Origin of the sequence: Flavobacterium jejuense (genome assembly GCF_006491595.2) — a bacterium.
Taxonomy (GTDB): Bacteria; Bacteroidota; Bacteroidia; order Flavobacteriales; family Flavobacteriaceae; genus Flavobacterium; species Flavobacterium jejuense.
Window position 1 is genome coordinate 1 of sequence record NZ_VEVQ02000012.1, and the last position, 13,658, is coordinate 13,658.

General features: G+C 31.6%; 8 protein-coding genes and 1 pseudogene. 4 read left to right on the forward strand and 5 right to left on the reverse strand.

The window, feature by feature from the left end; genetic code table 11:
• From FIA58_RS16010 to FIA58_RS16020, 3 genes and pseudogenes are all read left to right on the forward strand, one after another.
• On the forward strand, positions 1–886 hold an 886-nt coding region (locus tag FIA58_RS16010), incomplete at its 5' end, for an RHS repeat-associated core domain-containing protein (RefSeq protein WP_140963637.1).
• An 11-nt stretch (positions 887–897) separates the two neighbouring features.
• Complete coding sequence (locus FIA58_RS16015; protein WP_140963640.1) at positions 898–1,626, forward strand: hypothetical protein; 729 nt, start codon at positions 898–900, stop codon at positions 1,624–1,626.
• A 272-nt stretch (positions 1,627–1,898) separates the two neighbouring features.
• A pseudogene (locus FIA58_RS16020) lies at positions 1,899–2,597 on the forward strand (IS1 family transposase).
• A gap of 264 nt (positions 2,598–2,861) precedes the next feature.
• On the opposite strand, the gene FIA58_RS16025 reads toward FIA58_RS16020, so the two are convergent.
• Complete coding sequence (locus FIA58_RS16025) at positions 2,862–3,674, reverse strand: UbiA prenyltransferase family protein (protein WP_140963642.1); 813 nt, start codon at positions 3,672–3,674, stop codon at positions 2,862–2,864.
• 194 nt (positions 3,675–3,868) lie between these two features.
• Between FIA58_RS16025 and gcvP the strand changes: the two genes are divergently transcribed.
• Positions 3,869–6,712, forward strand: coding sequence for an aminomethyl-transferring glycine dehydrogenase (gcvP, locus tag FIA58_RS16030; RefSeq protein WP_140963645.1), 2,844 nt, complete (start codon positions 3,869–3,871; stop codon positions 6,710–6,712).
• 92 nt (positions 6,713–6,804) lie between these two features.
• Here gcvP and FIA58_RS16035 read toward each other — a convergent pair whose 3' ends face one another.
• The 4 genes from FIA58_RS16035 to FIA58_RS16050 all read right to left on the reverse strand — a co-directional run bounded on the left by FIA58_RS16035 (position 6,805) and on the right by FIA58_RS16050 (position 13,636).
• The gene (locus FIA58_RS16035; protein ID WP_140963647.1) at positions 6,805–9,438 is read right to left on the reverse strand and encodes a glycoside hydrolase family 3 protein; all 2,634 of its coding nucleotides are present in this window, start codon (positions 9,436–9,438) and stop codon (positions 6,805–6,807) included.
• A 28-nt stretch (positions 9,439–9,466) separates the two neighbouring features.
• Complete coding sequence (locus tag FIA58_RS16040) at positions 9,467–10,816, reverse strand: endo-1,4-beta-xylanase (RefSeq protein ID WP_140963650.1); 1,350 nt, start codon at positions 10,814–10,816, stop codon at positions 9,467–9,469.
• A 173-nt stretch (positions 10,817–10,989) separates the two neighbouring features.
• Positions 10,990–12,102: an IPT/TIG domain-containing protein gene (locus FIA58_RS16045; RefSeq protein WP_208022826.1), complete on the reverse strand. Its 1,113-nt coding sequence runs from the start codon at positions 12,100–12,102 to the stop codon at positions 10,990–10,992.
• Between the two features lie 10 nt (positions 12,103–12,112).
• A complete protein-coding gene (locus FIA58_RS16050; RefSeq protein ID WP_140963656.1) occupies positions 12,113–13,636 on the reverse strand; it encodes a RagB/SusD family nutrient uptake outer membrane protein in 1,524 nt (507 codons plus the stop codon).
• Positions 13,637–13,658 lie beyond the last annotated feature (22 nt).

The following is a 13,658-nucleotide window of genomic DNA, read 5'->3' on the forward strand; positions in this document are numbered from 1 at the left end:
TTACAATTATAAATACAACGGTAAAGAACTGCAAACGGAACTAGGACTGAATATGTACGATTACGGAGCTAGGAATTATGACCCTGCTTTAGGTAGATGGATGAATATTGACCCGCTTGCGGAAAAGTACTGTCCATTATCTCCATATGCATATGCTTTAAATAATCCAATATTTTTTGTAGACCCAGATGGGATGAGAGTAAGTTATGGTAATTTTATCGACAGCGCTGGTCATGAGGAACAAAGTGACAATAGTGATGAAAGTTTACATGATTCAAATCCAATTACCCACAAAGATATTGTGAATTTATATAATAAAGCAGAAGAAAATAGTGCCTCATTTTATTTTTTTGATAAGACTCCTAAATTTGCTGCTGTAATGAATGCTTATAATCTTGTAATGCAGTTCTCTATGATAAATGAAGCTGCTAGTATTGTTTTTGCTAATGATTCTAACGAATTAAGAAAAAATCTTATTAGTATTAATCTTTCAATGACAGGAGTAAATAAAGTTACAGGAGATTATACATCATTTTTATGGGGTAATGTAAAGTTTGATAATGATTATAACGTTATAGGCACTGGAGGCAAAGACTATTTTATAAATTATTCAACACACACTTCTGTTTTAGTGGCTAAGAAAGACAATTACCGTGGTAAAGTAAATGGTAATGACTTCTATGATGATGCCCAAACATGGGGTTTAGGACAAGATACTTTTACTGCTGGTCATTATGCCGTTAGCTTCTCATCTGAAAAACATAAAGGTTCAAGAGGATACGATATAAATTTTGTTGGTTTTAGAACAAATGAATTAAGAATAAAATATGTTAAATACTGGCGTAAAAAAATAGATGAGTATATTAAGATTTTTCAATCAAAATAAATAATTATGTTATGAGATATATGTTTGTGTTAATAACTTGTTTGTTAATTTTTGGATGTTCTTCAATTCAACAAAAAGATAAACTATTTGGGAACTGGAGTTCAATCAATAGCTCAAATGAAATTGACTTAGAGTTTTATGATGATTCTTTAATAATTGAACAATGGGGAGTTAGGAATAATTTTAGATGGGATATTGATAACTCTTATATTTATTTTGATAGTTTAAAAATAGATAAGAATAAAAAAAAAATATGTTATAATTATAAGTTAGTTAATGATACTTTACTGTTAAGAAAAAACAAAGATGAAATTGACTTTTTAAAACTTGTAAGAATTAATAATGCATTTGAGTATTTTAATAAATCTTTAAATTTAAATTTGCCAATTAAATCAAATCTTAGTCCAGTTTTAAATGAAGAGACTGCTTATATTCTATATGCTTTATATGATAAAAATAAAGTCATACTAAAGACATCGAACAATATTTTTTTAAGTTTTGATGATTTAAAAAGAAATATTAATTTACATATTGCAAATACTGAATTAGATGATGTTTCTAAAATAAATGTGATGCTATTTGCAGATAAAAGAGTTTCTAAAGTAGATATTTTGAAGATAAAAAGTATAATCAAAAATATTAATAACATGAAAGTTTATCAAATTTTTACTAATAAAGACGTAGACTATAAAAAAATCGATTGGAAACAAAATATTAAATGGTATGGGATATTAAACTGAACTGGGTAACATTTCAAAGATGGTAATGTTACAGAGTTAGTGATGAGTTCAATTTGAATGTCTAATAAATTGATAATCAATAAAAATTAAAAATAATTGTAAAAAAGATGAGCTACATAGTTCATCTTTTTTTGGTAATGTACCAGATTTAGTGATGAAGGCTTTAAGAGTTTCTAATGGATTGATAATCAATAAAAATTAAAAATAATTATAAAAAAGATGAGCTATATAGTTCATCTTTTTTCATGTTTGAAGTTCTTAAAACGAAGAAAATGATAAAAAAATCGACCTCGTGTATTAAAATTAGTGATACTGGTATTTGTCCTCATTGCAACACTAAAAATTTAGTCAAAAATGGTTTTACCAAAAATAAAAAGCAACAGTTTTATTGTAAAAATTGCTATAAAAGAAGTATCGATTTTTATTGTTACAAAGCCTATAAACTGAATACAAATGCTAAAATTATTCAATTTATAAAAGAAGGCTTAGGGATAAGAAGCACAGCAAGAATATTACAAATTGCAACTACTACTGTTTTGAAAAGAATTATTGCCATTGCAAAAAAGATTCCTAATCCTATTTTCTATAAGAATAAGATGTATGAAGTAGATGAAATGCGTTGTTATTTAAAGCGAAAAGACAAACCCATATGGATTGTGTATGCTTTAGAAAGAAAAACAAAACGTGTGGTGAGTTTCAGTTTAGGAAGAAGAACCAAAAGAACTATTCAGTATGTAACTAATTCTTTATTACTAGCTACTCCAAAAGTCATTTATACAGATGGTTTGGTGCATTACAAATCTTTATTAGAAACAGTAGTTCACAAAGTAAATCGTTTTGGCACTAACCAAATTGAAAGAAACAATCTTACTATGCGAACTCATTTAAAGTGATTGCAGCGAAAAACGATTTGCTTTAGCAGAAGCTTTATTCTTTTACAATATGTTTTGCGTATTTATTTTTGGAGTTAAAGCTTCAATTGTTGCAAATGTTGCATCCTTTTTATTTGATTCTCAACTGGTTTTTTGTTTTGTTCGAGTTTTGTTCGTAGCTGTGGTTAATTTCGTTCCTTTTAGATACTTATAACGAAGGAAAATGGTTTTAAAGTGGTTTTTAGAAGCAAATACTAAAATTAATATAAAACGAAACAGTAAACAGTCTTTATTTTAAGAGCTTCAGATACTCATTTGTTTTATTTCTCTATATAAAAAACTCAAACTATTAAGGTTAATCCATTAAAGAAATAGTAATAACAATAACCAAAATAGTGGAATACTTTCTACCCAAAAGCTGGTATAGTAGGTATTGCGTTTATTGTTCGCAAAAAAAGTAAAACCAGCAATTATGAAAGCTACTAAAATAGTAGTTATAATATGCTTTTCAGTTGCGTTTTCTTTTAAAAAATCCATTAAAATGAAAAGGAGTAGTAAACCATAGGTAAGCCACTTGGTTCTTTTAATTCCTATCCGTTGAGGGATGGTTTGTAGGGTTTTAACATCTACTTGTAAATCGATAATTTCAAAAATTAACATTAACACAAAAACGAATACAAAACGTTGGATACTTTTTAATAAAACAGTCGTATCAAAATCATAATCACCATTTAGAACTGGTAAGAAAACCGTTACTGCTACCCAAGCTATGGCTACCAAATAAATTTTCACACCACTCCAATTGCGAAGGTTTGATTTTTTAGGAAAGAAAGGCAAAGTGTATAAAATGGTTATTATTAAAGCAATAAATCCTACTAATTTGGTTTTGGTTTTTAGCTCCAAAAAGCAGTATAAAGCTGCAAAAAAAGAAATAAAACTAATGCCTATAATAGCTTTAAACATTTTGTTCAACTTTATTTTTTTTACACGGGCTAGTTCATCATATTTAATAAAATTATAGCCTACTATGGTACCAAAAAAACCAAAATAAGCCACTGGCTCTTCGTAAGGAATATTCAACTTTAAAAACGTAATGCGAATTAAGGCATAAACAGCCAAAGCAACGTGTAAACTACTTTCAATGTAAAAATCGAGAAAGGACTTCAAATACTTCATGGAACAAAAATAATGAATGTGTTAATAAGATGGGGATTTTGTTCAAAAAATCACAAATTTTCAACCAAATTTAAGAAAAAATTAAAACTTTAATAATTACTTTTGCAACATTAATTTAAAGTAAAATTTAGATTATATAAACAATCTTATTAAATATAAGAAAAACACAACTCACATACTTTATATTTAGATAAATGAAAACAGACTCATTTGCTTTAAGACACTTAGGACCAAGAGAAACAGATTTACCTAAAATGTTGGAAACCATTGGTGTTGAAACTTTAGATCAATTAATTTATGAAACTATTCCAAATGATATTCGCTTGAAAGAGCCATTATATTTGGAGCACATTATGACGGAATATGAATATGCGAATCATATTCGTCAATTAGGTAGAACCAATAAGGTATTTAAATCATATATTGGCTTAGGCTATCATCCTACGATTGTTCCTCCTGCAATTCAAAGAAACATATTTGAAAACCCAGGTTGGTACACTGCTTATACTCCTTATCAAGCAGAGATTGCACAAGGAAGACTAGAGGCTATTTTAAACTTCCAAACAACAGTTATTGAGTTAACAGGTATGGAAATCGCGAATGCTTCTTTATTAGATGAAAGTACAGCAGCTGCAGAAGCGATGGCTTTGTTGTTTGACGTACGTTCTAGAGACCAAAAGAAAAACAATGTTTGTAAATTCTTTGTTTCTGAAGAAATATTACCACAAACTTTATCCGTTTTACAAACACGTTCTACTCCTATTGGTGTAGAATTAGTCATTGGTAATCACCAAGAATTTGATTTTTCTAACGAATATTTTGGAGCAATTCTTCAATATCCAGGAAAATATGGTCAGGTGTATGATTATGCTGATTTCATCAAAAAAGCAAATGACAATGAAATAAAAGTAGCAGTTGCTGCTGATATTTTATCATTAGTAAAATTAACACCTCCAGGAGAAATGGGAGCTGCTGTAGTTGTAGGAACCACACAACGTTTTGGTATTCCAATGGGTTATGGTGGTCCTCATGCTGCTTATTTTGCTACTAAAGAAGAATACAAACGTTCCATGCCAGGAAGAATCATTGGGGTTTCTCAAGATGCGGATGGGAATCGTGCTTTAAGAATGGCTTTACAAACGCGAGAACAACATATTAAACGTGAAAAAGCGACTTCTAATATTTGTACGGCTCAAGTATTATTGTCAGTAATGGCAGGAATGTTTGCTGTTTATCATGGTCCAAAGGGATTACAATATATTGCAGATAAAGTTCATGGTATGGCTTCCACTTTGGCCAATGCCTTAAATAAATTAGGAGTTTACCAAACAAACACGGCTTTCTTTGATACTATAGTTGTAAAAGCGGATGCTAAAAAAGTAAGACCTATTGCAGAAAAGAATGAAATTAACTTCTACTATATTGATGCAGAAACAATTTCAATTTCGCTAAACGAAACCATCTTATTTACAGATATAAATGAAGTAATTGCTGTTTTCGCTGAAGCCTTAGGAAAGGAAGCTTTTGAAGTAAATGAATATACATTGGAAAACAATTATCCAATGCATCTAAATCGTAAATCAGATTTTTTAACGCATGAAGTATTTAACAAATACCACTCTGAAACCAGTTTGATGCGTTATATTAAAAAATTAGAACGTAAAGATTTATCATTAAATCACTCAATGATTGCTTTAGGTTCTTGTACGATGAAATTAAATGCCGCTGCAGAAATGTTACCCTTAAGTATGCCTTATTGGAACACCATTCATCCCTTTGCTCCTTTAAATCAAGTGGAAGGATATACCAAAATGCTTAAAAAACTAGAACACCAATTGAATGTGATTACTGGTTTTGCTGGCACTACCTTACAACCTAATTCTGGTGCACAAGGAGAATATGCAGGTTTAATGACTATTCGTGCTTATCATCAATCAAGAGGTGACAACCAAAGAACGGTTTGTTTGATTCCTGCCTCTGCACATGGAACGAACCCTGCATCAGCTGCAATGGCAGGAATGAAGATTATCGTTACCAAAACTATGAAAAATGGCAATATTGATGTGGAAGATGTAAGAGAAAAAGCCATTCAATATAAAGACGAATTATCTTGTTTAATGGTAACTTATCCATCTACTCACGGTGTTTTTGAAAGTGCAATTAAAGAAATAACGCAAATTATCCACGACAATGGAGGTTTAGTTTATATGGATGGTGCTAATATGAATGCACAAGTTGGTTTAACTAATCCAGCTACTATTGGTGCAGATGTTTGTCACCTAAACTTACATAAAACCTTTGCTATTCCTCATGGAGGTGGTGGACCAGGTGTTGGACCAATATGTGTGAACGAAAAACTAGTCCCTTTTTTACCAAGTAATCCTTTAGTAAATGTAGGTGGAGAACAAGCCATAACTGCTATTTCAGGTGCGCCTTATGGTTCTGCTTTAGTCTGTTTAATTTCTTATGGATACATTTGCATGTTAGGTGCTGAAGGAGTTACAAATACTACTAAATATGCTATTCTAAATGCTAATTACATGAAAGCTCGTTTAGAGGCACATTATCCTATTTTATATTCTGGTGAAAAAGGAAGAGCTGCTCACGAAATGATTTTAGATTGCAGAGCTTTCAAAGCAAAAGGCATTGAAGTTACGGATATAGCAAAACGTTTAATGGATTATGGCTTCCATGCTCCAACGGTTTCTTTCCCTGTTGCCGGAACTTTAATGGTCGAACCTACAGAATCGGAAGACGTATCAGAATTAGATCGTTTTTGTGATGCTATGATTGCTATTCGACAAGAAATTGAAGCTGCTTCTATTGAAGAACCAAATAATGTATTAAAAAATGCTCCACATACTTTAGCTATGTTAACAGCAGATACTTGGTCTTTACCGTATAGTAGAGAGAAAGCAGCTTATCCATTAGAATATGTTGCTGACAATAAATTTTGGCCAAGTGTTCGTCGTGTAGATGAAACTTATGGTGATAGAAATTTAGTTTGTAGCTGTGCTCCAATTGAAGCTTATATGTAATTTGAAAATTAAAAATCAATTAAAAACCCCAAATACATAATTTTTGTATTTGGGGTTTCTTTTTACAGTTGATAGTTGAATTATTTTTAGAGCTAATAAACTACCGTTTTACCTACTATTTTTACTTTGGCTTGTACTACGTTTTTCGTTGCTATTCGTGTTTCACTAGGTTGCATTCCTCCAACAGAAAATAATAAATCTCCTGAGGAAAGTTCTACTATATTATTGTTATTCATTTGTGCTAATTGCTTAGGATAAATGGTAAAAGAAACTCTTTTTGTTTCTCCTACTTTCAAGAAGACTCTATCAAAACCTACTAACGTACGAATGGTATTTAGTTCATCTCCTTTAGGATTCGTAAAATAGCACTGAACTACTTCGTCACCCTCATTTTTCCCTGTATTAGTAACATCGACTGATAGTTTTATTTCTTTACCCGCAGTTATTTCATTTTGGACAACCAAATTGTCATAAGAAAAAGTAGTATAGCTTAAGCCAAACCCAAAATCGTATAAAGGTGTTTCTTGAAAATAGCGATAAGTTTTCCCTTTCATACTGTAATCATTAAATTCAGGTATATCTGCAATATCCTTATAGAACGTAAGAGGTAATCGTCCTGATGGATTATAATCACCAAAAAGCACATCGGCTATAGCAGTTCCTCCTGCTTGACCTGGATACCAAGCTTCTAAAATAGCAGGAATGTTCTCATTTTCCCAATTAATTCCAACAGCACTCCCATTTAACATTACTAGTACCATAGGTTTGTCCAATTCTTTTAATTTCTTCATCAGATTTGTTTGAGAAGCAGGTAATTTTAAATCATTTCTATCTCCACCAGAAAAACCATCTACTTTTACTTTCATCTCTTCACCTTCTAGCATTGGGCTAAGACCCATACATAAAATCACCACATCTGATTCCCTTGCTAAATCAAGAGCTTCTTTTTCAAGAGTACTGCGAGGAGTATCCCATAAAAAACGCATGATAGCATGCTCTGTGTTATCTTGCTTGTATTCTAATTTGATTTTATAAACTTTTTTAGCTTCAAGAGTAACGAATTCATAGACTTTTTTAGGTTCGTGCATATCCTCTCTTTCGACTATTAATTTATCATCTAAAAATAATTTCATCCCTGAAAAAGCTTCACCTCCTAAAGCATACTTCCCAGATTCTGAAACTGATAAATAACCAGTCCATAGAACGGAGTATTTATCATAGTTCATATCCTTAAAAGGGGCTGTTGCTTTCCAAGTGAAATTTACTTGTTTGTCTATTTGAGAATGCAAAGGAGTTCCACTAAAATCTAAATTATTGAAATAGGCAGCGTTTAATCCATTCACTTTACAAGAACTATCTGTAAATAAAACATCAGAAGAAACCGCTTCCAAAATAGGCAATCCTTCTACCAAAGGGCAACCTTGAGCAAACTGAACTTCTGCTTGTGGTAATTTCTTTTGTAGTCCTTTAAGTGGTGTAATTCCATTGGAAGGGAAACCATTATAATTGCCTAATAAGACATCCAATTCATTTGCATTTGGTCCTATTACGGCTATTTTTTTAAGGTCTTTACTTAATGGTAAAATATTGTTCTCATTTTTCAATAAGACTATTGACTTTCTTGCCGTTTCCAAAGCCAATAATCGATGTACTTCAGAATCTACCACACTAAATGGAATTTTTTCATATTTTACATCTCCAGCTGGTGCAAAAAGTCCTAATTTCATACGAGCGCAAAGTAATCGTTCTACAGCAACGTCTAATTCTGCTTCTGTAATTAATTTTTGTTTAATCGCATTAATTAGAGAAGGATAAGAATCCCCGCAATTTAAATCCGTACCTGCTTTAACAGCCATTGCAGAAGCTTCTTCTTTAGTAGCAACTATTTCATGAGCGTCTTTGTCATAAAAGTCTTTTACAGCCCAACAATCAGAAACAATATAACCATTAAAGCCCCAATCATTACGTAGTAAATCACTTAGTTTTTTATTCCCACAACATGGCAATCCTTTAAAGCTATTATAAGCACACATTACTGAATATACATGAGCTTCTTTTACCACTTTTTCAAATTGTGGACTGTATGTATTTATCATATCAAAAGAAGAAGGTTCCGCATTAAAACTATGCCTTTCATTTTCTGGACCACTATGTACTACAAAATGTTTAGCAGTAGCAATAATTTTATAATATTTGGGATCATCCCCTTGTAGTCCTTTTATAAATTGTACTGCTAATTCTCCTGTCAGATAAGGATCTTCGCCATAAGTTTCCATTCCTCTTCCCCATCTTGGATCTCTAAAAATATTAATATTTGGGGTCCAATATGTTAATCCTTGATAGATACCTCTTTTATTTCTTGAGGCAAATTCAGAATGTTTTGCTCTGGCTTCATCTGAAATAGCATCTGCAACTTTAAACATTAGATTTCTATCCCACATGGCACTCATTCCAATTGCTTGTGGAAAAACTGTTGCTTTCCCTGCACGAGCTACACCGTGTAAACATTCGTTCCACCAGTTCATTTCAGGAATTTCAAGTCTTTCAATAGCTGGTGATTGATAGGTCATTTGTGATACTTTCTCTTCTAAGGTCATTTGTGAAACAATATATTTGGCACGTTCTTCAAATGTCTTACTTGTATCTTTATGAATTGCTATTTCTTTTTTGGTCTGACATCCTAAAACAAAGAGCAATAGTATAAGAGTTGTTGCTTTTCCAAACATAATTGTAATACTTTCTTTTTTTAATTGTTTATTCTAATCCTTCTAAAAATCCAGTATGCGTTACTTTTCTATTAAATGAATTATCAAATAACAAAGGCCAATCGACTCTATTAAATTGATTTAAAATCCATGATTCATTGTCTTTAATACCCCAAACTGTTATGGCATACTTATAAGTTGCAGGAATAGCATTATAGACTTCAACTACTTCTCTGTATTTCATTTTTTGAGCTAATTTTCTTTCAGGTGTTAAAGTATTCAATACTTGACTATCATTAGAATTAGCTCTCACATCTAATTCTGAAAAATGAAGTTTTAAATTTCTAGCTAGTACTTTATCAACATCTGTTTGTAGTTCTTGTTTGGTAGGACTATCATATTTAATATGCATTTGAAGACCAACACCATCAATTGGCACATTATTAGTTTTTAAATCATCGATTAAAGCATATACATCATTTTGTTTAGAAATATCAGTAGATGTATTATAATCGTTATAAAACAAAAGCACATTCGGATCTGCCTCTCTTGCCCATTGGAAACATTTTGCAATATAATTAGCGCCCATTTTTTGAAGAAAAATAGTATTTCTTGTTCCTCCTCCATCGTTAATAGCTTCATTTACCACATCCCAAGAAGTTACTTTTCCACTATATCTAGTAACAACTGCAGTAATATAATCATGAACTAACTGTTCAAATTCTGCATCAGTTCCTGTATAAGAATTCATCCAACTAGGTACCGATCCATGCCATACTAGTGCATGACCGTGAACATTTATATTATTTGCAATTGCATAATCTACTATGGCATCAGCTTGCGTCCAATTATAAGTACCAGGTCCTGTGAAAATGGTTTCCATTTTCATTTCATTTTCAGCGGTTATACTACTAAATTCTGTCGTTATTAGTGTATTATATGCCCCAGACAACCTACTCGAACTTACCGCAGCACCAACAAAAAAATTATTTGCTGCTTTGACTTTCAAAGGTGTATCTGGATTTACAAATGTTCCCGAAGTAATTACAGAAATCACATTAGAATAGTTTGATATCTCTGTTCCTCTTACAGCTCTCACTCTGTAATAATATTGTGTTCCACCTATTAAATTCATAACGATATCATTTAAATCATTTACTGATTTTGCATTATAATTAGTTACAAAATCAGTAAAATCAGGAGAGAGAGAAACATCTAATAAATAATTTTGAGCTGAGGAAACAAAATTCCATTTGGCTTTAAAACTAGTATCGTTAATTTCTGTTGCTGGATTTGCTACTGGAGTAGCGAGTATAGCGGAACTTGGGGCATCGTCTTTAGAACAGGCATTCAAAAAAAAGACTATTCCTGTACAAATGCCTACAAATATTTTTTTCATAAGTAATTTATTTATTCTTTTCAAAATTGTTTTTTATTTAAGTAATGGGCTTTATTATAGTATTTAGTTAGTCCTTATAAGTATTTATTTTAAAGTAGGAACTATGTGATTTTAGAAAAAAAAGTTGTCCTTTTATAACAACTTTTTTAAAATTCAAACTAACTCTAACATTTCTACTCCATATATTTTATTTTAATATTGTCAAAATTTAATACCGTTGGATTTGGTGTGTTATTTTGAACCACTCCAATTTTAATTTCATTGATTTGTGAAGGATCTGGATCACCGTTTGTATTGGAACCATATCCATAATCGTCACTAAAATCAGAAAGTAATAAAGAATAATTAGTCCAATTCGTATCTGTTACTATAAAGTTATATCCATAATTAACACCTCCAATAGTATTAAGTTGAACGGCTACATGAGCACCAATATCATTAGCACTTATATCTAAATCGATATATCCTTTTTCTCCATCAGTACTAGTAGCACTTAAGAAATTTGCACCTCCACCTCCACTTGTACCATTATAGCCATTTGTATTTGCTCCTGACCAAGTTAGTGTTGCATAATTACCAGTAGGTCCTCCTGTAGTATTATCATTAAAAGTATCAATATCACCATAAGAACTCCAACTAATTCTTTCTCCACCTCCATCAAAATCAGAAACATTCACTATGGTAAATCCTAAACTTACATCCATAAATCGTGTAGCGGATCCACTTGGAGTAGTGACAACTAAATCAGCTCCTGTAGTTGCTGTGGCTGGAACAGTAATTGTTATTTTAGTGGCCGAATTTACTGTATAATTAATTTGATTACCATCAAAAGTCACGCTAGTCACATCATAAAACCAATCTCCATTTATAGTCGCAGGCTGTCCGACTAAAGGGGTTTCTGGATTAAATCCACTAACAATTGGAAGCGGACGTAAAATTTCAAAATCTTTAGTTACTGAACCATTTCTAGTAATAAAAGTAATAGATTGCATCCCAAATCTACTTCCTTGAGTTATATCAAAAGGAACTGTAAAAATAAAAGACTTATCTGAATTATAAGTTGGGTTAAAACTTACATTAATTCTATTATCCAACACTATTTGTTCTAGATCTGAGAGTCCTTGACCTTCTACTCTTATTTTGCTAAAGGGAAAAGCTTCATTTAATAAATCTCCTGGTTCTGAGACCATTGCATCTACTTGTACAACTACATCATCATCATTTTGACAGGCCATGAAAGAGGTCAAAATCAAAAAAGACAAGAATATATATTTAATTTTATTCATAATAATATTATTAGTTAAAGTTATAAGGAACAGGTGGTTCTGTTAATGAAGGATTAGTATCAATTGCTGACTGTGGCAATGGTAATTCAAAATAATTACTACCTGGAGTAATCATTGTAGATACTAAAATTGTTCTTTCATCATCGGAATAGAAACCGACTTCTTGTTGTGAAATAATTGCTATAGCTTCACTTAAACCTCTACGTTTTAAGTCAAAGAAATATTGACCTTCAAGAGCGAATTCAATTCTTCTTTCTTTGAACAAATCATCTCTGGTTAAAATAGTTTTAATTGGCAAACCAGCTCTTATTCTAACTTCATTATAAGCATTTAATGCAGCTCCGTCTGTAGTAGAATTTCCTCCTGCTAACTTTGCTTCTGCATACATTAGCAAAATATCTGAGTATCTAAGAATAATTGTGTTTTGAGAAGTTTTCATAAAAAAAACATCGTTTCGTTCTGCTGCCGAACCTACAATGTACTTTCTAAAATTAGCTGCAGTTGCTGAATAGATTTTTTCATATGTAAATCCACCGCTAGAGCTTAATAATTCAGGATAGAAATCACCATCAGTCATAATAGTATGTTTCTTTCTTAAATCCCCATTTTCAAAATCATTTTGCAGAGATATTGACGGTAGATAAACACCCCATCCATCACCACCACCTGTTATTCCTGATCCTGCAGGAACGATATAGGCTTGATTGGTATTTTGTGTTCCCCATTGTGTAGCAATAGCTTTCCATTGTAAAGCGAACAAACTCTCAGAACTATTATTATCCTCTGGGCTACTAAACATTTTCCCATAATCCTGAATTAGAGAATATTGACCACCCATAACTTCTTCAATTAAACTTGCACATTCTGCATATTCATTTAAGGTTAAATGAACTTTAGCTAAAATACCTTTAGCAACTGTTTGATTGACATATCCCCTCTTTACAGAGGTTTCTGGTAAATTTTCAATTGCATATTGCAAATCCAATTTAATAAATGTGTACACATCTTCAATAATATTTCTTTTAGGTTGCGAAGCCGAACCCGCATTAGCTACAATAGGTACAGCTCCAAAAGTTCTAACTAAATAGAAATAAGCATTGGCTCTCATAAATCTTGAAATAGCTATTGAGTTTTTATAAGACGCCTCAGGCAATTCATCCTTTCTCCCTTCAGCCAAACTCATAAGATTATTAGCTTGATCTATTACTGAGAATAAGGAAACATATCCTTCTGTTAATATAGGATTTTGAGAGGTTACTTGAGCTTCTTTAAATTGCTGATAAGCTCCATCAAAAGTAAAAGCATTCCCAGCATACATATCACCCACTGCAATTAAGAATTTATCATTAAAAGTAAACCATGGCTTAAAATACATACTTTCTGCAATTCCATCAAAAGGAGTAATTCCTTCAGGTAAATCAGACGGTGTTAATTGATTTTCAGATGGTGCGTCTAAAAACTCATCTGAACAGGATACTATAGATAGCAACGCTACCAATATTAGTATCGGTAAAAGTTTAAAATAATTTTTCATAACAAGTAGTTTAAAAGTTTAA

Coding starts and splice junctions, on each gene's coding strand:
- FIA58_RS16035 (WP_140963647.1), bottom strand. CDS start 9,438: ATGTTTGGAAAAGCAACAACTCTTATACTATTGCTCTTTGTTTTAGGA.
- FIA58_RS16015 (WP_140963640.1), top strand. CDS start 898: ATGAGATATATGTTTGTGTTAATAACTTGTTTGTTAATTTTTGGATGT.
- gcvP (WP_140963645.1), top strand. CDS start 3,869: ATGAAAACAGACTCATTTGCTTTAAGACACTTAGGACCAAGAGAAACA.
- FIA58_RS16040 (WP_140963650.1), bottom strand. CDS start 10,816: ATGAAAAAAATATTTGTAGGCATTTGTACAGGAATAGTCTTTTTTTTG.
- FIA58_RS16045 (WP_208022826.1), bottom strand. CDS start 12,102: ATGAATAAAATTAAATATATATTCTTGTCTTTTTTGATTTTGACCTCT.
- FIA58_RS16050 (WP_140963656.1), bottom strand. CDS start 13,636: ATGAAAAATTATTTTAAACTTTTACCGATACTAATATTGGTAGCGTTG.
- FIA58_RS16025 (WP_140963642.1), bottom strand. CDS start 3,674: ATGAAGTATTTGAAGTCCTTTCTCGATTTTTACATTGAAAGTAGTTTA.